Annotated in this window: 23 protein-coding genes and 1 tRNA gene; 9 read left to right on the top strand and 15 right to left on the bottom strand. The window is 60.8% G+C overall.

Annotated elements, in window-relative coordinates:
* Positions 1-52 precede the first annotated feature (52 nt).
* On the top strand, positions 53-949 hold the full coding sequence (locus tag V5E99_RS21940; protein ID WP_499804342.1) for a LysR substrate-binding domain-containing protein: 897 nt from the start codon (positions 53-55) through the stop codon (positions 947-949).
* A gap of 158 nt (positions 950-1,107) precedes the next feature.
* Here V5E99_RS21940 and V5E99_RS21935 read toward each other — a convergent pair whose 3' ends face one another.
* Positions 1,108-1,443 carry a hypothetical protein gene (locus V5E99_RS21935; RefSeq protein ID WP_499804341.1) on the bottom strand — a complete coding sequence of 112 codons (336 nt, stop codon included), beginning with the start codon at positions 1,441-1,443 and terminating at the stop codon, positions 1,108-1,110.
* A 158-nt stretch (positions 1,444-1,601) separates the two neighbouring features.
* Between V5E99_RS21935 and V5E99_RS21930 the strand changes: the two genes are divergently transcribed.
* Positions 1,602-1,838: a hypothetical protein gene (locus V5E99_RS21930; RefSeq protein WP_499804340.1), complete on the top strand. Its 237-nt coding sequence runs from the start codon at positions 1,602-1,604 to the stop codon at positions 1,836-1,838.
* Positions 1,839-1,917: 79 nt separating this feature from the next.
* Here V5E99_RS21930 and V5E99_RS21925 read toward each other — a convergent pair.
* From V5E99_RS21925 to V5E99_RS21905, 5 genes are all read right to left on the bottom strand, one after another.
* Positions 1,918-1,992, bottom strand: a tRNA-Gln gene (locus V5E99_RS21925).
* A 121-nt stretch (positions 1,993-2,113) separates the two neighbouring features.
* Positions 2,114-3,232 (bottom strand): agmatine deiminase family protein, encoded by a 1,119-nt coding sequence (locus tag V5E99_RS21920; protein WP_499804339.1) that lies wholly within the window; start codon positions 3,230-3,232, stop codon positions 2,114-2,116.
* A gap of 14 nt (positions 3,233-3,246) precedes the next feature.
* A complete protein-coding gene (locus V5E99_RS21915; RefSeq protein WP_499804338.1) occupies positions 3,247-4,344 on the bottom strand; it encodes an extracellular solute-binding protein in 1,098 nt (365 codons plus the stop codon).
* A gap of 1 nt (position 4,345) precedes the next feature.
* Positions 4,346-5,254: an N-carbamoylputrescine amidase gene (aguB, locus tag V5E99_RS21910; protein ID WP_499804337.1), complete on the bottom strand. Its 909-nt coding sequence runs from the start codon at positions 5,252-5,254 to the stop codon at positions 4,346-4,348.
* Between the two features lie 4 nt (positions 5,255-5,258).
* Positions 5,259-6,311: an agmatine deiminase family protein gene (locus V5E99_RS21905; RefSeq protein ID WP_499804336.1), complete on the bottom strand. Its 1,053-nt coding sequence runs from the start codon at positions 6,309-6,311 to the stop codon at positions 5,259-5,261.
* 134 nt (positions 6,312-6,445) lie between these two features.
* Here V5E99_RS21905 and V5E99_RS21900 point away from each other — a divergent pair, with 134 nt between their 5' ends.
* The gene (locus V5E99_RS21900) at positions 6,446-7,306 is read left to right on the top strand and encodes a LysR family transcriptional regulator (protein WP_499804335.1); all 861 of its coding nucleotides are present in this window, start codon (positions 6,446-6,448) and stop codon (positions 7,304-7,306) included.
* 146 nt (positions 7,307-7,452) lie between these two features.
* Positions 7,453-7,713: a DUF2790 domain-containing protein gene (locus V5E99_RS21895; protein ID WP_499804396.1), complete on the top strand. Its 261-nt coding sequence runs from the start codon at positions 7,453-7,455 to the stop codon at positions 7,711-7,713.
* A 44-nt stretch (positions 7,714-7,757) separates the two neighbouring features.
* Here V5E99_RS21895 and V5E99_RS21890 read toward each other — a convergent pair whose 3' ends face one another.
* The 5 genes from V5E99_RS21890 to V5E99_RS21870 form a co-directional block, all read right to left on the bottom strand.
* Positions 7,758-8,702 carry a LysR family transcriptional regulator gene (locus V5E99_RS21890; protein WP_499804334.1) on the bottom strand — a complete coding sequence of 315 codons (945 nt, stop codon included), beginning with the start codon at positions 8,700-8,702 and terminating at the stop codon, positions 7,758-7,760.
* A gap of 90 nt (positions 8,703-8,792) precedes the next feature.
* Complete coding sequence (locus V5E99_RS21885; protein ID WP_499804333.1) at positions 8,793-9,752, bottom strand: aldo/keto reductase; 960 nt, start codon at positions 9,750-9,752, stop codon at positions 8,793-8,795.
* Positions 9,753-9,783: 31 nt separating this feature from the next.
* A complete protein-coding gene (locus tag V5E99_RS21880) occupies positions 9,784-11,247 on the bottom strand; it encodes an efflux transporter outer membrane subunit (protein ID WP_499804332.1) in 1,464 nt (487 codons plus the stop codon).
* Between the two features lie 19 nt (positions 11,248-11,266).
* Positions 11,267-12,721 carry a DHA2 family efflux MFS transporter permease subunit gene (locus V5E99_RS21875; protein ID WP_499804331.1) on the bottom strand — a complete coding sequence of 485 codons (1,455 nt, stop codon included), beginning with the start codon at positions 12,719-12,721 and terminating at the stop codon, positions 11,267-11,269.
* The gene (locus tag V5E99_RS21870) at positions 12,721-13,848 is read right to left on the bottom strand and encodes an HlyD family secretion protein (protein WP_499804330.1); all 1,128 of its coding nucleotides are present in this window, start codon (positions 13,846-13,848) and stop codon (positions 12,721-12,723) included. Before V5E99_RS21870 ends, V5E99_RS21875 begins: the two co-directional genes overlap by 1 nt.
* Before the next feature lie 146 nt (positions 13,849-13,994).
* Here V5E99_RS21870 and V5E99_RS21865 point away from each other — a divergent pair, with 146 nt between their 5' ends.
* From V5E99_RS21865 to V5E99_RS21855, 3 genes are read left to right on the top strand one after another with little or no spacing between them, the layout of a single operon-like run.
* The gene (locus V5E99_RS21865; protein WP_499804329.1) at positions 13,995-14,618 is read left to right on the top strand and encodes a TetR/AcrR family transcriptional regulator; all 624 of its coding nucleotides are present in this window, start codon (positions 13,995-13,997) and stop codon (positions 14,616-14,618) included.
* Positions 14,619-14,629: 11 nt separating this feature from the next.
* Positions 14,630-15,154, top strand: a complete 525-nt coding sequence (mug, locus tag V5E99_RS21860; protein ID WP_499804328.1) for a G/U mismatch-specific DNA glycosylase — start codon at positions 14,630-14,632, stop codon at positions 15,152-15,154.
* Positions 15,155-15,195: 41 nt separating this feature from the next.
* Positions 15,196-15,645: a hypothetical protein gene (locus V5E99_RS21855; RefSeq protein WP_499804327.1), complete on the top strand. Its 450-nt coding sequence runs from the start codon at positions 15,196-15,198 to the stop codon at positions 15,643-15,645.
* On the opposite strand, the gene V5E99_RS21850 is transcribed toward V5E99_RS21855, so the two are convergent.
* Positions 15,604-16,539: a Ppx/GppA phosphatase family protein gene (locus tag V5E99_RS21850; RefSeq protein WP_499804326.1), complete on the bottom strand. Its 936-nt coding sequence runs from the start codon at positions 16,537-16,539 to the stop codon at positions 15,604-15,606. The genes V5E99_RS21855 and V5E99_RS21850 overlap by 42 nt on opposite strands.
* 181 nt (positions 16,540-16,720) lie before the next feature.
* Here V5E99_RS21850 and ppk2 point away from each other — a divergent pair, with 181 nt between their 5' ends.
* Positions 16,721-17,638 (top strand): polyphosphate kinase 2, encoded by a 918-nt coding sequence (gene ppk2 / locus V5E99_RS21845; protein WP_499804325.1) that lies wholly within the window; start codon positions 16,721-16,723, stop codon positions 17,636-17,638.
* 123 nt (positions 17,639-17,761) lie between these two features.
* Here ppk2 and solA read toward each other — a convergent pair whose 3' ends face one another.
* The gene (gene solA, locus V5E99_RS21840) at positions 17,762-18,934 is read right to left on the bottom strand and encodes an N-methyl-L-tryptophan oxidase (protein ID WP_499804324.1); all 1,173 of its coding nucleotides are present in this window, start codon (positions 18,932-18,934) and stop codon (positions 17,762-17,764) included.
* Between the two features lie 142 nt (positions 18,935-19,076).
* On the opposite strand from solA, the gene V5E99_RS21835 reads away from it, so the two are divergent.
* Positions 19,077-20,735 (top strand): sensor domain-containing diguanylate cyclase, encoded by a 1,659-nt coding sequence (locus tag V5E99_RS21835; RefSeq protein WP_499804323.1) that lies wholly within the window; start codon positions 19,077-19,079, stop codon positions 20,733-20,735.
* A 4-nt stretch (positions 20,736-20,739) separates the two neighbouring features.
* Here the strand turns inward: V5E99_RS21835 and map are convergent, their stop codons facing one another.
* Both map and V5E99_RS21825 read right to left on the bottom strand, forming a co-directional pair.
* A complete protein-coding gene (gene map / locus V5E99_RS21830; protein ID WP_499804322.1) occupies positions 20,740-21,528 on the bottom strand; it encodes a type I methionyl aminopeptidase in 789 nt (262 codons plus the stop codon).
* 8 nt (positions 21,529-21,536) lie between these two features.
* On the bottom strand, positions 21,537-21,767 hold the full coding sequence (locus tag V5E99_RS21825) for a ParD-like family protein (protein ID WP_499804321.1): 231 nt from the start codon (positions 21,765-21,767) through the stop codon (positions 21,537-21,539).
* Positions 21,768-21,797 lie beyond the last annotated feature (30 nt).

Below are 21,797 nucleotides of genomic sequence, written 5' to 3'. Positions count from 1 at the left end.
TCCGAAGTGATACAACCAACGTTATAAAATCATCGAGCCATTCGGAAAACGCATGGATAACATTCGCCACGTTCCTTCCCTCCAGGGCCTTCAAGCGCTGATAGAAGTCGCCGATTGCGGCAGCTTCACCCAAGCGGCGCAAAAGCTGTTCCTGACCCAAAGCGCCGTCAGCCGGAAAATCCAGCAATTGGAAAACCATTTCGGCGTGCCGATGTTCGTCAGAAGCAGCCGCAGCCTGCAGTTGACCGTCGAGGGGGAACAGGTGCTGGCCAGCGCCCGGAGTATTCTCGAACAACTGAAAAATCTGGAAGATCGGCTCTCACCGCAAAAACGCCCATTCCGCATCCGCATGCACGTGTCCCTGGCGGTGCGCTGGTTGCTGCCGAAACTGAGCGATTTTTACCTGCGCCACCCCGACGTTTCCCTGTCGATTGAAACCGTGGCCACCGAGATCGTCGAACCGGCCAGCGACAGCGACGCCTACATCCTTTACCTGCCCGAACCTTCGACCGATCCCGCCTGCCTGGCGCTGTTCGAAGAAGCGCTGGTGCCGGTCTGCGCGCCCGGTCTGGCCGACGCCAGCCGACCACTGGATTCGGTGGATGACCTCGTGCGCTTCGCCCTGCTGCATCGTTCGGCGGACAAGCAAGCGTGGATCGATTGGCTGGCAGCCAATGGAGGAAAGCCGCTGGAAGACTACCGGCACATCCCCTTCAACCTCGATGAACTGGCGCTGGACGCTGCCGCACGCGGGCTCGGCGTGGCGATGACTGACATGACCCTGGCCCAGGAATCGATCGATCGCGGGGTGCTGGTTATTCCGTTTGGCCAACCGTTGAAGACCCGGGGCAACTATTCACTGTGCCCGCAACCTGCGGCGGCGTCGCATCCGGCGTGCGGCGTGATCATGCAGTGGTTTGCGCAGCAGGCGCAGCGGGTTGCCGGATGAAGGCAGGCCGGCGTCAGGTCGGGGTTGCCGACGCTGGCAATCGGGGCAACCCGCAAAAACCGCACGCAAAAAAAAGCCCCGCGATCAAATGAATCGCGGAGCAAAGAAATTGGTTGGTTGCGGCCAACCAAAGGAGCACGGTTAAAAACGCTGATCGGTTACAGGCATTCCTGCGCGGTACGTTCGAAGCTCGACGGTGTGAAGCTCGACGCCAGCAAGTGGCGCTCATACACAAATACCTTGCCGCCGTCCGGGGCTTTGTAGGCTTCCAGCACGTTATCCGCCGTGACTTTGCTCGGCACCACGATCCGGTAGCTGCGCTGGGTTTGCGAGACGCTCGGGGCCAGTGCATTGCCCTGGAGCTTCGGCACCACGCAGTCTGCGTACTGGGCGGGCGTCTTTTTGGTGTGCAGGGTCAGCGTCGGGTCGTTAGGCGCGGAGGCGCAACCGGCCAGCAAAAACGTTACAACAGCCAGTTGAGTCAATGTCTTCATCACGCAGTTCCTTGAGCAGCGTTTTCGATGGAGGCGATTCTCGGCGTTTATCCCGCGAAGCAGAACTTGCGTTTGTTGATGGTCACTATTACTTGAACCGATGGTTGTGCCGCGTGCAGACTGCTCGGCAGCCCGACTACAACTAAAAGGAATTCCCCGTGCGAACGTTTGACCTGATCCGCGATGCCGTCCTGCCTGAGTTTCGCGACCGGGTGGCTGAATACCTGGTGGAGTACGAAACCGTGTTGCGCGACAACGCGCCCGATTCAGAACAAGTGCGCAGCACCGCCCAGCAGTTGCGCGGTTATTTACGCGGTTTGAACACCACACGGGTGTTGGGGATGGCGGATTGGGAAGAGCTGGATCGGCGCGTGACAGGCACCTGGCTGGAGTAGCCTCGCCGTCGAGGCATAACAAAAAAAGGGACTGGCCTGCTTTCTTTGCAGAAAATAAACCAGCCCCTTTTCGGGAATATGGCAGGGGCGGCTGGATTTGAACCAACGCATGGCAGGATCAAAACCTGCTGCCTTACCGCTTGGCGACGCCCCTGTATCTGTAACAGAAGGCCCTTGTGAGGGCCTCTGCAAGAATGCGCGGCAATTTATCAACTTTCGCGCCGCATGGGAAGCCCCAAGCGAAGATAAATTTGTTTTAAAACAGCCACTTGTTATTAAACGAACGGTTGATGACTGGTCACACAGTGAATTCCGCCGCCCCCGGCGGAGATCGCATCGATGTTGAGCTGCACCACGTCGCGGTTCGGGTAGAGCCCGGACAACAGGCTAAAAGCCCTGGCATCGGCGGCCCGATCGCCAAATTCAGGCGCGATGATCGCGCCGTTGATCACGAAGTAGTTGATGTAGCCCGCCGCGAAATCCGGGTTGTTCTTGCTGAATTTACTCTGGCGCGGGTTCAGCGGTGGCGACACGGTGTGCACCTGCAGCTTGCGACCATCGGCGTCCGTGGCATTGTTCAGGATCTCCAGGTGCGCTCGGGTGACCTTGTAGTCGTATGACGCGGGGTCGTTGTCGAGGTTGGCGATCACCACGCCAGGCTGGATAAACCGCGCATAGAAATCGACGCGGGCGTCGGTGATGTCCTTGCCCTTGATGCCCGGCAGCCAGATGATTTTGCGCAACCCCAAGCGTTCTTTCAGTTCTTGCTCGACCTCGGCCTTGCTCCAGTCCGGGTTGCGATTGCCATTGATCCAGCTGCTTTCGGTCATGATCCCGGTGCCGTGACCGTCCACTTCAATAGCGCCGCCCTCGCCCACCAACTCGCTGCGCAGATAATCAGCCTCGGCATTACGCGCCACCTGCGCGGCCAGTTTTGCATCCTTGCTGTGCTGCTGCTTGTTGCCCCAGCCGTTGAAGTTGAAGTCCACCGCGCCCAGCTCACCCTGGCCATCAATGACAAAGTTGGCGCCGATGTCGCGCATCCAGATGTCGTCGAGTTCAGTGGTGACGTAGGTCATGTTGGTGGTGCCGCAGTGCTCTTCGGCGAGGTCGCGCTCGCGCTGGCGGCAGAACACGGTCACCGGCTCGTAACGGGCGATGGCGCGGGCGATGCGCCCAAGGGCGGCTTGCACATCCGCGGTGAAATCCTCCCAGATCGCGTCCTGCGCGCCAAAAGCGATAAACGCGCGCTCGTGTTTGTCACCCTCGTCCGGCATGTGCCAGACACCGGCGCTGGCCGCTTGCGCGTACAAGGGCTTCAGGCCCACGGACAGCGCGGCGCCAACCCCGGCGACGACTGAAGCGTGTTTGATGAACTGACGACGTGTCGACATGTATGAATCCCTGATCATTTCGCCGTAGCGGTCTTGAATTTGGTCCAGGTGCGCATGCGGGCGCGCATATCGGCCTGGGGAATGTCCTTGCCGGGAATCAGCCGCGCATAGGTGGCGTCATCGAGGTAGATATCCGGGTTCTCGCGCATCGCGGCATCGACGCTCGGGCGGGCCTTGGCATTGGACGTGGGGTAACCGGTGAAGTTACTGATGGCGGCCATGTTTTCCGGGCGCATGACGAAGTTGATAAACGCATAGGCGTATTCCGGGTGTTGGGCGTCGACCGGTATCGCCAGGGTGTCCATCCACACCGTGGTGCCTTCACGGGGAATGCGGTACTGGAACGACGTCGTCTTGCCGGCGCTGTCCGAGGTGCGTTGGGCCTGGATCATGTCGCCGCTATAGCCGAGGGACATGCACAGGTTGCCGTTCACCAGGTCGGTCACCGGTTGCGACTGGAACTTGCGAATGTACGGCCGCAGCTTCATCAGCAACTCGCTCGCCGCCGCCAGATCTTGCGGCTTGGCACTGCGCGGATCGCGGCCGAGGTAGTTGAGCACCACCGCCAGCACTTCATCGGGCGAGTCGATCATCGAGATTCCGCAATCGGCAAACTTGGCCGCCAGTTCCGGTTTGAACAGCATGTCCAGGCTGTCGACCGGCGCATCCGGCGCACGTTTTTTGATTTGCTCATCGTTATAGGTCAGGCCGATGGTGCCCCAGGTGTAGGGAACCGTGGCCTGGCTCGACTGCACATAGTGGGTGCGCAGCTTCTGCAAACCGGGTTCGATGTCGTCCAGATGAGTGAGTTTGGAGCGATCCAGCGGCAGCAGGCTGCCGGCGCGCATCAAGCGTTCGGCCACGGTGTCGCCGGGGAAGATCAGGTCGTAACCGCTACCGCCGGCGAGCATCTTCGCTTCCAGGGTTTCGCTGCCATCCATGACGTCGTAGATCACTTTAATCCCGGTTTCAGCGGTGAATTTGCTCAGGGTGTCTTCGGCAAAGTAATCGGCCCAGTTGTAGAGCCTGAGAGTCTTTTCCTCGGCGTGCAGCGACGACACGGCACACGCCAGTACCAGGGCACCGAGCAGCAGTTGATTGGCAGTTGGCATGTCAAACCCCTTGAGTCGTCCAGCGTGCATTGATGTGGCGCCCGTCCTGGCTCAACAGCGCTCCGTACATTTCCGGACGGCGGTCACGGTAAATGCCCCAGCTCAGACGTTCTTCGCCCATGGCGGCCAGGTCGAGGCTGTGCACCCGCACGCCAGTGCTGTCGCGGTCAGCCTCGGCGAGCAATTTGCCCTTGTGGTTGCAGATGAAGGACGAGCCGTAGAAGCCCATTTGCAAGGCCGGATCGGTGGTCGCCGTTTCCGGGCCGACACGATTGGCCGCCACCACTGGCAGCAAGTTGGCCGCCGCGTGGCCACGCATGGTCATCTGCCAATGGTCCCGGGAATCCAGGGTGGCGCAGCCCGGTTCGGAGCCGATGGCGGTGGGAAACAGCAGCACTTCGGCCCCCATCAAGGCCAGGCAACGGGCGGTTTCGGGGAACCACTGATCCCAGCAGATCCCCACACCGAGGCGCCCGAACGCGGTGTCCCAGACCCGGAAACCGGTGTCGCCGGGGCTGAAATATTCTTTCTCCTGGTAGCCGATGGCATTGGGGATGTGGGTCTTGCGATACACCCCGAGCAGGCGTCCGTCGGCATCGGCCACGCTCAAGGAGTTGAAGTAGGCATTGCCGGCCTTCTCGAACCAGCTCAACGGCAGCACCACGCCCAATTCTTTGGCCAGCGCGGCGAAGCGCTTGAGCACGTGGCTGTCGCGATATTCTTCGGCCAGCGCCAAATGCTTGTGGCTTTGCTCGATGCAGAAGTACGGCGTGGCAAACAGCTCTTGAAGCAGGATGACCTGGGCGCCCTTCGCCGCCGCTTCGCGCACTAATTGCTCAGCCTGATCGAGGTTGCTTTTCAGGTCCCAGGTACAGGGCATCTGGGTGGTGGCGATCGTCAATAACGTCATGATTTCAACCCTCCACCGGCCAAGCGGGTTGCTGCTGGGTGATGCAGTGCACCCCGCCGCCGCCATGGGCCAGATGATTGATCCGCACCGGCACCACCACCCGACCCGGGAAGGCTTGAGCCAGGACTTCGGCCGCCGCGTTATCGGCCTCGATGCCATAGGCCGGCATGATGATTGCGCCGTTGGCGATGTAGAAATTGGTGTACGAGGCGCAGAACACTTCGGCCTCGGTGTCCACCGCGTCGGTGGCTTCGAACAACTCGATCAGCTCGAATTTGCGGCCCCGGGCATCGGTGGCCAGTTCCAGGGCACGACGGTTTTCGCGAGCCACTTCTGCGTACACCGACTGCGTGTCATGGGTTGCGTCCACTAACAAAACACCGGGGCGGGCGAAGGCGCAGACGCCATCGACGTGGCCGTCGGTCATGTCGCCGATGACGTAGTCCGGATCGCCCGGCAGCCAGATGGTTTTCTTCACCCCCAGCAGACGAGCGAAGATCTCTTCCATCTCGGCTTTGCTGGTGTCCGGGTTGCGGTTGGCGTTGAGCAGTACCGATTCGGTGGTGATCAGCGTGCCTTCGCCATCGACGTGAATCGCCCCGCCCTCATTGCTCAACGGGGTGCCGAAGCACGGCAGGCCCAGGTGATTCAGTACGCGGCGTGCCAGGCCTTCGTCGAGGTCGTGGGCCGACTTGCCGCCCCAGGCGTTGAAGCGCCAGCTCACCCCGGCCACGCCTTGTTGCGGGTGGCAGACGAAGCTCGGGCCAGAGTCGCGGCACCAACTGTCGTTCACCGCCAAGACAATCAATTCAATGTTGGGTCCGCACAGCGCTTTGGCACGGGTGACCGCCGACGGATCGACAACCAGCTTCACCGGTTCGAAGCGGGCGATGGCGTTGGCCACCCGGGCAAAATCCTCCTGCACCAACGGCAAGGTGACACTCCAACCGGACTCCCAAAGGGCCTGATTGTGTGGCCAGACCATCCACGTTGCGGCGTGCCTGACCCACTCTGCCGGCATCATCCAACCGCTGTTTTTATTGTCGTTCTGCTGCATGATCACTACCTTCAAGTTAAGCCATTGTGTTCAATGGAAACCGCCTCGTTCGGCTTGCCATGCATGCTACGGCTGTAAAAACGGGCAAACAAACGATGGATTTTGCCCACAAGTGATTAGAGGAACTTATCAATATGCTCAAGCACTGGCCCCCGCTCAGCACCCTTCGCGGCTTTGAAGCCGCCGCCCGCCTGGGCAGTTTTCACAAGGCGGCGGCTGAGCTGAACCTCACGCAATCAGCGATCAGTCAGCAGATCCGCAGCCTTGAGGCGTACCTGGAACAACCGTTGTTTTTCCGCAGCGGGCGCAGCGTCAGCCTGACCGATGCCGGCCACGATTTGCTCAGCACCACCCAGGCGCTGTTGCAGCAATTGGCCGTGGGCATTCGCCGCCTCGGGCAATACCAGAAACCCAATCAACTGGTGCTCAACACCACGCCGGCGTTCGCCCGTCACTGGTTGTTGCCGCGTCTGGGGGATTTTCGCCGCCAGCACCCGGAGGTGGATCTGTGGATTTACAGCACCGATGAAGTCCCGGACATGACCACCCAGACCATCGACATCGCCATGCGCGACGACATCAGTTCCCAGGCCGAGTGCAGCTTCAAAGTGCTGCACGCCGACCGCCTCTACCCGGCGTGTCACCCCAGCGTGTTGGCGCTGCCACGGGAACAGCGCGCGACCCTGCACGGCGAGCGGGAAATGGATTGGAGTCACTGGGCGGTGGAGGCTGGCGTCGATGTCGGCCAGCAGGATCAGGGGCTGAACTTCTCTGATCCCGGCCTGTTGCTCGACGCCGCGTGTGCGGGGCTCGGCATCGCCCTGGTCAGTGAACTGTTGAGTTGCCAGGCACGGGCCAGCGGATTGTTGCAACCCTTGGTGGAGCAAACCATTCGCGGGCCGAACTGGGCGTTGCTGACCCATCGTGACAGTGAAAACAATGCGCGCAGTTTCAGCGAGTGGCTGTTGAGCAACCTGGAAGCGACGAACCCCTGAAGCGTCCATTCATGCGAAATCCGGCAACAGTGTTTGTCCGGTTGCTGGCTATTTGAGGGAGGGCTAAACACCTAGCATTGTCTCTACCCGCTGAGCAAACGGCTCACGAGGTAAAAAACCAAACCCTGGATGAGACGGTGAACATCATGAAAGTTACAAGCATTGCGTTGTTATTGGCTCTTGCCGGTTTAGGCACACAGGCCTATGCAGACGAGCTCGCGACCGGCAACGCCGCTGTTGAAACCTATGCCTATGGCATGAACCTCGATATCAAGAAAGTCGTGGCGATTACCGATACCGGTGATCAGTGCGGCCCCGTCCCGGCCCAGATGACTTATGAAGATTCCCACGGTCAGCAGCACGTTCTTCAGTATCAAGTAATGGGCAACGGCTGTTCGAACGGTTGAGTCCGGTGCAGACGATGGAGGGTCGACACTCCATACCTGCTGCGCTAGCGAACCCTTTCTTTGGGCGAGCCCACGATTTTTTCATCGGCAGCCAACAACCCGGGAATGCAGTGTTTAAGAAACTCCACCCAGGTTTTTATTTTTGCATCGACGAACTTGCGTGACGGGTAGATGGCGAACAGATTCAACTCTTCAAGATGATGGTCCGGCAGTACCCGCACTAACGTCCCCGCCTTCAAGCCATCAACGGCAGACGCAATCGGTTGAATACCGATCCCCATCCCGCTGAGTATCGCGACGGTCATCGCATCGGCGGTGTTCACATGAAATGGCGACAACGGAACGGTGACAGTTTGCGCGCCCTCCGGCCCTTCAAATGCCCAGTGTTCAACCGGCATCACGGTATTCACAATCCTCAGGCAATCGTGTGTGCCAAGTGCCGCCGGTGAATCCGGAGCGCCGCGTTTCTTCAAGTACGCGGGCGAGGCGCAAAGGATGCTGTAAGTGATGCCGAGCCGCTGGGCGACGAAACCTGAGTCAGGTAAATCCCGCGCCAGGACAATCGACATGTCGTAGCCCTCCTCCAACAAGTCCGGCAACCGATTGGTCAGGGTCAGATCGAACATGACCGAGGGGTGGGTCTCGCGGTACTTGGCGATCGCATCGATCACGTAATGATTGCCCACGGCCGACATCGCGTGAATTTTCAGCCTGCCGACCGGCATGACCTGCGCCGTACCCGCCTCTTCATCCGCCTCACGCACCTCGTCCAGAATCCTCTCGCAACGCTGCAAGTAACGCAGGCCGGCTTCGGTCAGCGCCAGGCGGCGGGTCGTGCGATTGATCAAGCGGGTCTGAAGCCGGGCCTCCAGGCTGGAGACGGCTTTGGAAACGTTGGTAGTCGTGGTGTCCAATAACTCGGCCGCAGCGGTAAAACTGCCGCTTTGCGCGACGGCGATGAAGACGCGCATGGTTTGGAAAACGTCCATCAATGGCACCTCAATAGCCTGGAATAAATAACAGGGCGAACAGAAAACCTGTGGCGAGGGCGCTTGCTTCCTCGCCACAGGTTCACGGCATTACGCTGGTTTCTTGCGCGCAATGAACCCCGGCACACCGGTTTCCACCACCGAATTGAAGCGTACCCGAGTCGTAATCTCTTCCTTGATTTCGCGCAGGGCCCTTTGCGGCAGGGTCGCAATATCAAAGTTTTCGCGGATGTGGCTCGGTGTTGCGGACGTGGTCAGGAACGCTACACCGCGCTGCACCGACCAGGCCAGCGCCACTTGCGCCGGGGTTTTCTGCACGCGCCGGGCGATCCCGGTAATCACCGAGTCTTCCAGCACTTTAGGCTCCATGCCGTGCCCGAGTGGCGCGAAGGCCAGGAGGATAATGCCCTGTTGCTGGCAAAACTCCAGCAGCTCCCATTCCGGCAGATAAGGATGAGCTTCCACTTGCACCACGGCCGGTTTGATCCGCGCCGCCGCGACGATTTCTTTCAACGCAGGCAACGTGATATCCGACAAGCCGATGGACTTGCAGCGGCCATCCTCCACCAGACGCTCAAGGGCCCGCCAGGTGTCGATCAGCGTCACGCCCGAGTCATAGATGACGTGCCCTTGCTCATCCCGTGGGTCCTGGTTGTCACCGGGTTGAAAAGCAAACGGGGTATGGATCAGGTAGCAATCGATGTAGTCCACTTGCAGGCGTCGGCAACTGGCCTCGAACGCCGGCTCGACACGCTCGGGACGGTGGTTGGTGTTCCACAGTTTGGTGGTGATAAACAGCTCTTCGCGGGGGACTTTGCCGGCGTCCAGGGTTTCTTTCAGCGCCACGCCAACCGCCTCTTCATTTCGATAACGCTCGGCACAGTCGAAATGGCGGAACCCCGCGTCCAGTGCATCCTTGACCGCTTGCGTGGTGACACTTAGATCGCGAAACAGCGTGCCAAAACCCACCGCCGGCATCGCGCCCGAACCGTGCTTGAGAGGAAATCGGGTGTCGCGAAGATCATCGTAAAAGGCTTCGTAAAAGGACATGTCTCTACTCCACTACCTGGGGCCGCAGCCGTTATTGATACGCACGTCGGGATGCTTCGCGAGTCGCGACTTTCTGCTCAAACACACCGACCGAATTGCCACCGAGCGCCACATACAGCCGCACGGTGTCGAGGTACTGGGCCGTCTTCACTCTGATCTGGCCGAGCAACGCCTGCTCATACGCGCGCTCCGCTTCCAGCACCTGAAGAATGCTGTTCTCGCCTTGTGAGTAGGCTTGCTGGTTCAAGCGAAAACTGCTGTCGGCGGCGCGCAACGCGTCGTCCTGGGCCAGGTTTTGCTCGGCGTCATGGTTGATCGCTTGCAGCGTGTCGGCGACCTGGCCGAACGACTTGATCACGGTCTGCCGGTAACCGGCGAGGGACGCCTGGTAGCCATCGACGGCAGCCTGGCGTTCAGCCTTGAGCGTGCCGCCATTGAAGATCGGCGCGGTCAGCCCGGCGGCGAACCCCCAAAGCGCGGCGCCGCCATTGCCGGAGGCCGCTTGGGCCAGCGACGCGGACAACTCGACATGGGGATAGAGATTGGCAGTCGCGACGCCCACCGCCGCGCTGGCCATGTGCAGTTCGGCCTCGGCTTGCAAAACATCCGGCCGGTCGTGGGCCATTTCGGACGGCAAACTGACCGGCACGTTGGATGGCAAGGCAAACTCGGCCAGTTCGAAGTCCGGCGCGACCCAGTCACCCGGTCCCTTGCCCGTCAGGATCGACAGCGCATGGCGGGCCGAATCCCGCTGCTGAGCAAGGGGCGGCAACAGCGTGCGATCCTGCGCGAGCCGCGTCTCGGCCAGCGACACATCGATCTGGGTGGTGGCGCCGTTGGCGTGGGCGGCGCGGACCAGTTCGAGGTTCTTCGCGTCATTGGCGAGCAAGGTTTCGACGGCTTTCATCTGCGCGTTGGCGGACGCCAGCAACAACGCCTGGCTCGCGACATCACCCGTCAGGGTCAGGTAGGCCGCCTCGTAACGATGGGTTTGCAGCGCGGTAAACGCTTGCTGCTGCTCGACCTGCCGTTTGTTACCGCCAAAAACGTCAAGGTCAAAACCAACCCGTGGCCCGATTGCATAGACGTTGGAAATCGTTGGCTCGGGGCCATTGTGGGTGCGTTGACGCCCGGCCTGGGCGGCAAAATCCACCTGCGGATACAACGCGCCTTCCGCTGCCGCGACCGAGGACGCGGCCTGACGGATCGTCGCGTCGGCGGCCACCAATTCAAGATTGCCGTCGATGGCCCGGCGCACCAACGCATCGAGCTTCGGCGAACGGAACGCCGTCCACCAGTCACCGTTGATCTTCTTGCCGATTGCGATGTTCCGAGCCAGACGCTGCTCGACCTGTTGATCGTAGTGTTGCGATTGACTTGCCGCTGGCGTTTGAAAATCCGGGCCGACGGTGCAGGCGGACAGGAACACCAGAAACGACATCGCACCTACCATGACGGGCAGATGTCTGTTGATGACGAACGCATGAGATTTCATTGGTCAGACTCCACGATAGCTAGTTGGTCGGAACGGGTTTGCGCAGGAACACAATCAACGGGCATACCAGCAACATCGCCCACATCAAAATCTTGAACTGGCCGATGACCGCGATAAACGCAGCCTGGCCGGTGATCATTTCGTTAAGCCCGCCGAGGGTTTGCAGGGAATGCCCGGCCACGCGATAAGGCGTCAGGTGACTGGCCAACGCCATGTGCATCGCCTGGGTGTTGTTGAAGAAGAACGTTTGCACCACCGCCACCCCAAGGGTGCTGCCGTAGACACGGGCCAGATTGAAAAACCCGGTGCCTTCCGGGCGCAGCTTGGGGTCGAGCGTGTTGAACGCCACTTTGCTGATCGACGGCATCAACACACCGAGGCCGATGCCCTGAAGCGCGCCGGCAATCGCCACGGGCGGCCAGTCCATCAACGGCGAATAGCCGAGCATCAGCCAATTGGCATACACCACCAGCCCGGCGCCCACTGCGACGAAGAATCGCTGGTCAAGGTGAGCAGGCGCACGCGCCACCAGCATGAATGCGCCAACCAACCCGGCGCCGCGCGGCAGTGTCATGCAGCCGGTCATGATCGGTGGGTAGCCGAGGATTTCATCGAGCATCGGCGACGTCAGCGCCATGGTCGACAGCAGCACAAAACCCAGGGCGAAGAAGATGAGCGTCGACAGCATGAAGTTGCGGTCTCTGAACAAACGCTTGTTGAGGAAATGCACCTTCGCGGTCAGCACGTGCACCCCGAACAGGTACAGCCCCGCCGCTGCGGCCACGGCTTCCAGCCAGATCTCGGGCGAGTCGAACCAGTCCAGGCGTTCGCCACGGTCGAGCAGCATTTGCAAGCCGATCATCCCCAGCGTGAAGGTGCCGACGCCGAAAAAATCAAACGGCGGGCGCTGATCGGCTTTCTTCTCGGCCAGTAACAGCGCCGCCACCAGAAAGATGAACACCGTCAACGGCACGCTGAGATAGAACATCGCGCGCCAGCCAAAAGAGTCGCTGACCCAAGCGCCGATGCTCGGAGCGCTGGCGATGCCAAAGAGCACGATGGCGGTGAACGTCGCGCCGAATTTGGCACGCCGATCCGCCGGCAATGTCTCCAGGGCAATCGCCATCGACAGCGGCGCCAACACGCCACTCGCAACGCCTTGAACAATCCGCGCGCCGACGAATTCCAGCGGCGTCGTGGCGACCGTGGCGAGCAACAAGCCCAAGGCAAAAAACCCTAGCGCCGTCAGGTACACGAACTTCAGGACAAAGCGCGCAGCAAGCCACTGGGCGACCGGCAGGGTGATGGCGCTGGCCGCGAGGTACGCGGTGAAAATCCACCCGGCCTGGTCGTCGGTCATCGACAAGCTGCCCTGGATAAACCGCAGCGCCGAATTGGGCAGCGGCAGGTTCGCGGACTGCATGTACGTCGCCAACAACGCGGCGAACCTGAGGGAACGCGACTGGGCGTTCATCAGAAACGACTCGCAGTCAGCAGCGATTTGAGCGGATGCCACCACGGCGTGCTGAACCCGGTATCGACCTTGACCGTGGCGCTGGTGCCCGAGAACAGCGGCGTCGCCGGGTCCAGCTCATCGAGCTCAAGGCGCACCGGTACACGCTGGACGACCTTGACCCAATTACCGGTCGCGTTTTCCGGCGGCAGCAAGGCGAAGTCCGATCCTGCACCGGGGCTCAGGCTGATGACGTGCGCCTTGAACAACCGATCCGGGTAGGTATCGATGCTGATCGTGGCTTCCTGGCCGGGGCGCATGTGCGTCACTTGGGTTTCGCGGAAGTTGGCCTCGACCCAGACCTGACGATCGGAGATCAGCGCAAAGGCTGGCGCCCCGCTGTTCACGAAGTTGCCGACCTGCAAATCATCGACCTTGGCGACGATCCCGTCGTCCGGCGCATACACCGTCGCGTACGACAGATAAAGCTGCGCCTCGTCCAGTTGCGCCTTGGCCTCGTGAACGGTCGGGTGGTTATCGGCGGCGATGTTTGGGTCACCGTTCAGCGCAACGACGGTGCTGGCGATCTGTTGCTCGATGGAGGCGATGCGTTGCCGTGAGACTTTGAGGTCGGTGTCGGCGCGTTCATAAATGGCCCGAGAGACAAACTCGGTGGCCACCAGCGCTTTCTTGCGGGCAAATTCCTTTTGGTCGAAATCCGCCGACTCTTTGGCCGATTGCAACTCCGCTTGTTGCTGGCGATAGCTGGCCTTGAGCCCGTCGATGCGCAACCGTGCCACGCTCAACTGCGCTTGGGCGCGGTCCACGGCGATTTGCAACGGTTTGGGGTCGATCCGAAACAGCACCTGACCTTTGTGAACCGGCTGGTTGTCCTCGACCGCGATCTCGACGACTTGCCCGGCAATGCGCGCGTTGATCGAGGCTTTCGCCACTCGGGCGTAGGCGTTATCGGTCGAGACAAAGGGCTCGTCGGCCACGTAATGAGCGTAGCCGATGACGGCTAACAGCGCTGGAAACCCCACCATCAGCAGTGGGCGGAGTTTTTCTCTGAGCGGCTTCTTGATGGGCGCGTCCGGCCCAGGGTGCTCGAAGGCGGGTGTTGCTGAGATGTCGAACTGTTTAGTCATGATCGAATGCACCTATAACCGGATGATCGGCGAACACGGCACGCTTTGCCGGCAGCCCAGAAGCCAAGGAAATTGGGGTTCTTATTTTTGTGCGATGATGTAAGAATATCCACGAAGCCCATCCTCATTCAAGAGTTTTGTACGACATGGCACAAAAAAAGATCACAGAAGGCAAAGGTCGTGGCCGCCCCCGCGCTTACGACCCGCAAACGGCGTTGCAACAAGCCCTCGGCGTTTTCTGGAACACCGGGTATTCCGGCGCGTCGCTGGACAGCATCGCCACCGCCGCCGGGATGAATCGCCCCAGCCTCTACGCCGCGTTCGGCGACAAGCACGCGCTCTACATCAAGGCGCTTGAGCAATATTGGGAGTTCGCGGCCGCCGCCATGCACCAGGCGCTGACCGACAGCCACCTGACGCTGAACGAGGCGCTGATGCGTTTTTACGAGGGGCAGTTGTCGATCTACTTTTCGGGCGAAGGTCAGCCACGCGGCTGCTTTGCCATCGGCACGGCGACCACCGAAGCGGTCGAGGACCCGGAAATCCGCGACGTGCTGTCCGACCGATTGAGCCGGCTCGACGCCGACCTGGAAACCCGTCTGCAAGCAGCCGTCAGCGCCGGCGAATTGAAAGCCGATGCCGACCCGGCGGCCCTCGCCGTACTCGCGTCGTCCCTGTTGCACAGCATTTCGATTCGGGCACGGGCGGGCAAATCCCGCGATGAACTGACCGCGCTGGCCCGCAATGCGGTCAACGTGATCTGCGGCTAAGAGGTTTTATCGTGGGTGAAAAACTCGAAGACATCCTGAGCGAACACCTGGCCGTGATTTTTTGCGGTATCAATCCGGGATTGCTGGCCGCCGCCCAAGGGCATCACTTTGCGGGTCGCGGCAATCGCTTCTGGCGCACGCTGCATCGGGCCGGTTTTACCCCGGAAGAAATCAAACCGGAAAACGATCGGACGATCTTGCAGTACCAGTGCGGGTTGACCGCCGTGGTGGACCGGCCCACGGCGCGGGCGGATCAACTGTCATTGGAGGAGTTCAGCGCGGCGGCGGTGGATTTTGAACAGAAGATCATTCGTTATGCGCCCCGCGTCGTGGCGTTTCTCGGTAAAGCGGCGTATTGCGCGCTGTCCGACCAACGGGATATTGCCTGGGGGCTTCAGCCACAGACATTCGGCCACGCATCGGTGTGGGTCTTGCCCAATCCGAGCGGGCGAAACCTGGCGTTCACACAGGAGCAACTGGTGGACGCCTACCGCCAGCTCTATTTAGCCGCGATCAACGACCCCAGAGTCCGGTAGCATTCCCCCTCTCAAGGATCACTTCCCGCCAAGGAGCTTCAATGCTGTTTACCACACGCCCGACCCACACCCCGTTTCTGCTGTGCCTGGGGATTTTCATCACGTTCTGGCTGGTTCAATTCTTCGCCTTCAACATCATCGTCTGGAGCTACAACTTCTGCCATTTCCTCTATGGCTTGTGCGCGGCGCTGCTGGCGGGCTACGTAACGGTGCCGACCCGATTCTTCAAGCGCTCGCTGCAAGAGAATGTCCACGCATTGAAAGCAGGAATGCCATGGAGCCCCTGGGGTGGCCTGATCATCGTGCTGTTTCTGTCGGCGTATAACGAGATGGTCGTAGACCCGCGAGAAAACGGCATCCCGTTCACCTCCGCCTACCAGAACTTTGTCGCCGATATGCTGGGATTGAGCCTGTGCCTGGTGCTCAGTCACTTTGCCTTTCGCGGCCGATCAGTGCTTGTTCATCAACCCGTGCAGCACACCAAAGCGTAACCCCGGCTCGGACGGCGTCATGTGTGAGATGCCAAACACTTTGAACGCCGCCAGCATCACCACCAGGCCTCCGGGCAAAATGCTCAAGCGATGGGTTTGCAGCCCGGCCAGCCTGAGTTGGTTGACGTGCCCCACTTCCAGCAGCCGCAACGACAGGCGCAACAACCCGCCATAGGTGATGCCGTTTTGGCCATCGTCGTTCAAGCCGTTGGCCTTGAGCACTTTGGCCAGCATCCGCGCGGTGCCGGACGAGCCTATGGTCTGCTGCCAGCCCAGCGCACGATAACGCCGGGCGACTTTCTCAAATTGCAGCGAGGCCACGCGCTCGGCCTCCAGCAACGCCTGAGCGGTGATGCGACCGCCATGGAAATAACGCGAACCGAAGGTGCCGCTGCCGATGGCGATGCTCTCGGCCACCAACGGCTGAGTGCCGCGCCCCAGGATCAGCTCGGTCGAGCCGCCGCCAATGTCCACCACCAGTCGCTGGCCTTCTGCACCCGGCAGCGTGTGAGCGACACCGGCGTACACCAGTTGCGCCTCTTCCTGCCCGGTGATGACGTCAATCCGAAACCCCAGGTGCCGCTCGGCGCTGGCCAGAAACAGTTGCGCATTATCAGCCTCGCGCACGGCGCTGGTGGCCACTGCCCGCACCCGGCACGACTCAAAACCACGGAGCTTTTTGCCAAATCGCGCCAGCGCCTGCCAGCCGCGATCCAGCGCCAGTTCGTCGAGCGCTCCACCCTGAAGCCCCTCGGCCAGACGCACCGGTTCGCGCAGGGTTTTGACTTCCTGGATCGCCCATTGCTGGTTCCGTTTGACCGACTGGCCAATCATCAGGCGAAACGCATTGGACCCCAGGTCAATGGCCGCAAACAGCGAGGCTTCTGCTTTCATGGTAGGGATTCCTGGCCGCTTCATCCGCCCGCCTTCAAGACGGTTTGCGAAGAGCTTGCCACGGCTTAGGTGACACGAAGATGACACCGCCACTCCTGCGTCCTACAGCCGTTTCGTCACCACTTCGTCATATCTCCCGGAATACCATCGTCAACGCCACCTTCCACGGGAGCCTCCTGCCATGCTTGCCAACAACGACACACTGATGCAGCGAATCCATCGCGAGCTGATCGATCACAACGACGAAGAGCTGGAACTGGAACTGCTGGAAGACGGACACGACCTCGATGCGCTGTTCGACGGGCACGTCGACGACGGCAGCGAGAAGGAAGAGCGGCGGCGCTATTTCAGCGAACTGTTCCGCCTGCAAGGCGAACTGGTGAAGCTGCAAAGCTGGGTGGTCAAGACCGGCGCCAAAGTGGTGATTCTGTTCGAAGGGCGCGATGCCGCCGGCAAGGGTGGCGTGATCAAGCGCATTACCCAGCGGCTCAATCCACGGGTCTGCCGTGTCGCCGCCCTGCCCGCGCCGAATGACCGCGAACAAACCCAGTGGTACTTCCAGCGTTACGTTTCGCACCTGCCGGCGGCGGGGGAAATCGTCTTGTTCGACCGCAGTTGGTACAACCGCGCCGGGGTCGAGCAGGTGATGGGGTTTTGCAACGCCGACCAATATGAAGAGTTCTTCCGCACCGTGCCGGAGTTCGAGCGGATGCTCGCCCGTTCCGGCATTCAGTTGATCAAATACTGGTTCTCGATTTCCGACCAGGAACAGCACCTGCGCTTTCTCAGCCGCATTCATGACCCGCTCAAGCAATGGAAACTCAGCCCCATGGACCTGGAGTCCCGTCGGCGCTGGGAGGCTTACACCAAAGCCAAGGAAATCATGCTCGAACGTACCCACATCGCCGAAGCGCCCTGGTGGGTGGTGCAAGCCGACGACAAGAAAAAGGCCCGGCTCAATTGCATCAACCACCTGCTGGGGCAAATGCCCTATGAAGAGGTGGAACACGCGGTGATCGAACTGCCGCAGCGCGTGCGCCAGGAAGATTATTCCCGCAGCCCGACGCCGCCCGAGCTGATCGTGCCGCAGATCTACTAAACGTCATCATTCTGTAACGTTGCGTGGCCGATACTCGGGCCATACACAACGCGTGCTGTTTTTTTATTGCTGCCTTAACCGGCGGCATTTTTTTTGCCTGCCGGTTTTGTGGCGAAAGGCTTCTCAGCTTGGCCCATCAAACCGTTTCAACGAAAACGCCGACAGGTCCAGCTCACTGCTGCCGCGAATGCAGCGTTGCGCCAGCGCTTCGCCCAATGCGGCGGAATGCTTGAACCCGTGACCGGAGCAAGCGGACACCACCGTCACGTTCTGCAGATGCGGGTGCTCGTCGATGATGAAATCGCCGTCCGGCGTGACGGTGTAGGCGCACACCGCAGACTTGGCCACCCGCGAGGTCACGCCGGCAATCTTGCCGCGCACCTGAGTATCGAACATCTCGCACGCTTCGGCGGCGCTGATGGTTCGGTCCAGGGTGTCGGGCGAAGACGTTTCGCTGTATTGCTCGCTGGCGACTTTCAGGCTGCCCTCGCCGGGTAACGGGGGAAAACCGTAATGCATGTCCGCATCGCCGGGGCCGTGGTGCAGGATGAAGGTTGGCGATACCTCGGCAAACCGGGCGTGCTCCTCCAGTTCGAACCAGAACAGTTTCTGCCGACACACCCGCAGTAAGCGGTCGAACGGCGCGCCGAGCAAATCCCTGGACCACATGCCGGCGCTGATCACCACTTTGTCGGCGAGGATCGTGCGCTGGTCGGTGGTGACGGTGACACCCTGCTCGTCGGAGGTCACTTGCATCACGGTTTCACCCTTGAACAGGGTCGCGCCGTGTTCTTCGGCGAGCCGCAGTTGCACGGCAATGCAGCGCTCGGGACGGACGTAACCGCCCGCCGATTCGAAGTAGCCGATGGCCGTGTCCAGCACCGGAGAAAATTGCGGGAAGCGTTGGCGAATCTGCGCCGCCGACAACACGTCATGCTCGATGTCATGGGTTTGCGCGAGATGAAGGGTGCGATGAGTGAAGTCGTTTTCGTCATTCGGGTCATAGTCGGGGTTGGAGCTCATCACCAGCACCCCGCATTGTTCGAACAGCGACTCACCGGACAGCGCTTCCAGTTCACGCCAGATCCTGTGGGCATTGCGCACAATCGGCAGGTATTGCGCGCCTTCACCCACCGAGAGCCGGGTGATGCGCGTATCCCCGTGGCTTGAACCCTGATCGTGCGGCGGGTGAAAGCGGTCGACACCGATCACCCTGACCCCGGCCTTCGCCAGTTGATACACCGTGGCCGCACCCATCGCGCCCAGGCCAAGCACCGCTACTTCACACCGTTCCATCGATACGCCTTCCAAAAAGCCCTTTGAGCGCGCAACCCTATGACATTCACCGAATGAAAAGCCAGAGGCCAATGCGGCGCTGGCACGCAACCCTCCATTACGCCTAACATGCCGCGATTCCAAAAACGGCAGACACTCCCTCATGTTCAAAGCAAGCCTGCGTAGCCACCTGACCCTTTGGTTTGCCGGTCTGTCGCTGCTCACATTGATGAGCGTGGGTTTCTATGTGGGCCACATCGCCACCGGACAGATCAAGCAGGCGAGCGGTAATGCGTTGTTGAGCACCGCCAAGTCGGCGGCTGAGCTGTTGGGGGCGCAATTGCGAGAGCGTCAACTCGAAGTGGACGTGCTCAGCCGCGCGCCGTTGTTGAAGCGCGGCAACCTGGACGACCCGGACATTTTGACGTCGATGCAATTGCGCACCCAGTCCCGCGCCGAATACGCCTGGATGGGCGTGGCGGATGCCGACGGCCGTGTGCGCCAAGCGGTGAACGGGTTGCTGGTCAATCAATCAGTGAAGGAACGCCCGTGGTTTCAGGCCGGGCTGCGCGGTGACTACACTGGCGATCCCCACGAAGCGGTGCTGCTCGCCAAACTGCTGCCGGGCAGCCCTGGCGGCGAACCGTTGCGGTTCATCGATTTCGCCGCGCCCATCCGCAATGCCCAAGGCCAAGTCGTTGGTGTGCTCGGCGCGCATGCTCACTGGAGTTGGGTGACGAAGATTGTCGATGCCGCCGTGTTGCAAAAAGACCGGATGCCCCAAGTGGAGGCCTTGATCGTCGACCATGACGGCAAAGTGCTGTACCCGGAACTGCTTGCCGGCGAACAACTGCCGAACCTGCCGGGCACCGCGCAAAACCCTGGCATCGCGCCGGGCTGGTCGGTGGACAATGGCTACCTGACCAGTGCCGTCGCCGTACCGACGCCCACCAGCGCTGGCCTGGCGTGGTACATCGCGGTTCGGCAACCGCTGGATATCGCCCTGCAACCGGCGCGAATCCTGTTTTACAAGTTGCTGGTGCTGGGCGTGATTGCTGCGGCGGTTTTTGGCCTGGTGGCGTACTACCTGGCGCTGTACCTCAGTCGCCCGATAGAACAACTGGCGCGGGCGGCCAAACAAGTGCAGGAGCAGCACCCGGACGTGGCGTTTCCGGTGGATCATTCCGTGCGGGAAATTGCCCAACTGGTGCAGTCGATCCAGGGCATGACCCAGTCATTACTCGGCAAGGAGCGCGAACTGCAAGAGGCCAATGCCTCGCTGGAGGCCACGGTCGCCCAACGCACCGCCGCCCTCACCCTGGCCAACGCCGAGTTGTTGAAACTGGCGACCCACGATGCGTTGACCGGTGTGTTCAACCGTCGTCGCTTCGATGAGAAGCTGGCCGAATGCAGCCTGTTGTTTCAACGCACCGGCCGTACCTTCGCGCTGCTGTTCATCGACGTCGATCACTTCAAGCGAATCAACGACACCCACGGCCACGCCATCGGCGATGACGTGCTGGAACAACTGGCGCGGCTGATCCAGGCCAACACCCGTGGCACCGACTTCGTCGCCCGCTACGGTGGCGAGGAGTTTGCCGTGCTGCTGCCGGAAATCGAAGAACCCGATAGCCCCGAGATCGTCGCCGAGAACATCCGCGCCGCAATCGCCGAGACACCCTTTGCCGTGGTCGGCCAGGTGACCGTGAGTATCGGCATCGGCTTGGCCGCTTCGGCGGACAGCAACACCTCGATGCTGATCAAACGTGCCGATCAGCAGCTATACGAGGCAAAGGGTTCGGGCCGGAACCGGGTGGCCTGAAACATTACGGCGCCGGATAGCCTTCAACCTGATCCGGCCACGGCGTCAGCACTTCAAAGCCGTCGTCAGTCACCGCGACCATGTGTTCCCACTGAGCCGACAGCGACAGGTCCTTGGTGACCACCGTCCAGGCATCGGCCAGGGTTTTCACATGGCGCTTGCCGGCGTTGAGCATCGGTTCGATGGTGAAGATCATCCCGGTTTTCAGGGTCAGGCCCTGGCCGGGGTAGCCGTAATGCAGGACCTGCGGCTCATCGTGGTAGACCTTGCCGATGCCATGCCCGCAGTACTCGCGCACCACGCTGAAGCCGTCGCGCTCGGCCACGCTCTGAATCGCATGGCCAATGTCGCCCAGGGTCGCGCCGGGGCGCACCAGCCGAATACCGGCGCACATGGCTTCATAGGTGGTGTTCACCAGGCGTCGTGCTTCAGGGCTCGGTTCGCCAACGAAGTACATGCGGCTGGTATCGCCGTACCAACCGTCCTTGACCACGGCAATATCGATGTTGACGATATCGCCGTCCTGCAGGACCTGGCCCGACGGGATGCCGTGGCACACCACTTCGTTGACCGAGGCGCACACGGTTTTCGGGAAGCCGTGGTAACCGACATTGCCCGGAATCGCTTTCTGTACGTTGACGATGTAGTCGTGGCAGAGCCGATCAAGTTCGTCGGTGGTGACCCCGGCCTTCACGTGGGGCGTGATCATCGCCAGCACCTCGGCGGCCAGCCTGCCCGCCACGCCGGACTGAGCGATTTGCGCCGGGGTATTGATCACGACGCTGGTCTTCATTGCCCGACTCATTGTTGAACTCCCGCAGCGGCACACACCTGTTGCAAATTCAGGCCACCGGCCTGTTCGGCACGAATCAGCAAGCGACAGATGTCGCTGTGGTCCAGGTCGGGGTGTAACTCGGCGAGCATGCCGATGCGCATCCAGTGCTCAGCCTGGGCGTTGATCGAGCGACTCAGCGCGTTGCTGGCGACACGCAAGTTCTCGTGCATGTCTTCGGAAATTTTTACGATACCCATGTTTACCACTCAATACGAAATGCATACGAA

The sequence above is a fragment of the Janthinobacterium sp. LPB2021202312-11-4 genome (assembly GCF_037049705.1).
In the GTDB taxonomy this organism is placed as follows: domain Bacteria; phylum Pseudomonadota; class Gammaproteobacteria; order Pseudomonadales; family Pseudomonadaceae; genus Aquipseudomonas.
Note: the sequence above shows the minus strand (reverse complement) of the source record. Positions and strands in the feature narration are given on the sequence as shown.

Excerpts from the sequence above, each read along its gene's own strand:
- map (WP_499804322.1), bottom strand. The coding sequence starts at position 21,528 with ATGAAGACCAGCGTCGTGATCAATACCCCGGCGCAAATCGCTCAGTCC.
- V5E99_RS21895 (WP_499804396.1), top strand. The coding sequence starts at position 7,453 with ATGAAAGTTACAAGCATTGCGTTGTTATTGGCTCTTGCCGGTTTAGGC.
- V5E99_RS21850 (WP_499804326.1), bottom strand. The coding sequence starts at position 16,539 with ATGAAAGCAGAAGCCTCGCTGTTTGCGGCCATTGACCTGGGGTCCAAT.
- V5E99_RS21915 (WP_499804338.1), bottom strand. The coding sequence starts at position 4,344 with ATGCCAACTGCCAATCAACTGCTGCTCGGTGCCCTGGTACTGGCGTGT.
- V5E99_RS21920 (WP_499804339.1), bottom strand. The coding sequence starts at position 3,232 with ATGTCGACACGTCGTCAGTTCATCAAACACGCTTCAGTCGTCGCCGGG.
- V5E99_RS21900 (WP_499804335.1), top strand. The coding sequence starts at position 6,446 with ATGCTCAAGCACTGGCCCCCGCTCAGCACCCTTCGCGGCTTTGAAGCC.
- aguB (WP_499804337.1), bottom strand. The coding sequence starts at position 5,254 with ATGACGTTATTGACGATCGCCACCACCCAGATGCCCTGTACCTGGGAC.
- V5E99_RS21870 (WP_499804330.1), bottom strand. The coding sequence starts at position 13,848 with ATGACTAAACAGTTCGACATCTCAGCAACACCCGCCTTCGAGCACCCT.
- V5E99_RS21885 (WP_499804333.1), bottom strand. The coding sequence starts at position 9,752 with ATGTCCTTTTACGAAGCCTTTTACGATGATCTTCGCGACACCCGATTT.
- V5E99_RS21890 (WP_499804334.1), bottom strand. The coding sequence starts at position 8,702 with ATGGACGTTTTCCAAACCATGCGCGTCTTCATCGCCGTCGCGCAAAGC.
- ppk2 (WP_499804325.1), top strand. The coding sequence starts at position 16,721 with ATGCTTGCCAACAACGACACACTGATGCAGCGAATCCATCGCGAGCTG.
- V5E99_RS21855 (WP_499804327.1), top strand. The coding sequence starts at position 15,196 with ATGCTGTTTACCACACGCCCGACCCACACCCCGTTTCTGCTGTGCCTG.
- solA (WP_499804324.1), bottom strand. The coding sequence starts at position 18,934 with ATGGAACGGTGTGAAGTAGCGGTGCTTGGCCTGGGCGCGATGGGTGCG.
- V5E99_RS21880 (WP_499804332.1), bottom strand. The coding sequence starts at position 11,247 with ATGAAATCTCATGCGTTCGTCATCAACAGACATCTGCCCGTCATGGTA.
- V5E99_RS21940 (WP_499804342.1), top strand. The coding sequence starts at position 53 with ATGGATAACATTCGCCACGTTCCTTCCCTCCAGGGCCTTCAAGCGCTG.
- V5E99_RS21935 (WP_499804341.1), bottom strand. The coding sequence starts at position 1,443 with ATGAAGACATTGACTCAACTGGCTGTTGTAACGTTTTTGCTGGCCGGT.
- V5E99_RS21905 (WP_499804336.1), bottom strand. The coding sequence starts at position 6,311 with ATGCAGCAGAACGACAATAAAAACAGCGGTTGGATGATGCCGGCAGAG.
- V5E99_RS21875 (WP_499804331.1), bottom strand. The coding sequence starts at position 12,721 with ATGAACGCCCAGTCGCGTTCCCTCAGGTTCGCCGCGTTGTTGGCGACG.
- V5E99_RS21865 (WP_499804329.1), top strand. The coding sequence starts at position 13,995 with ATGGCACAAAAAAAGATCACAGAAGGCAAAGGTCGTGGCCGCCCCCGC.
- V5E99_RS21825 (WP_499804321.1), bottom strand. The coding sequence starts at position 21,767 with ATGGGTATCGTAAAAATTTCCGAAGACATGCACGAGAACTTGCGTGTC.
- V5E99_RS21835 (WP_499804323.1), top strand. The coding sequence starts at position 19,077 with ATGTTCAAAGCAAGCCTGCGTAGCCACCTGACCCTTTGGTTTGCCGGT.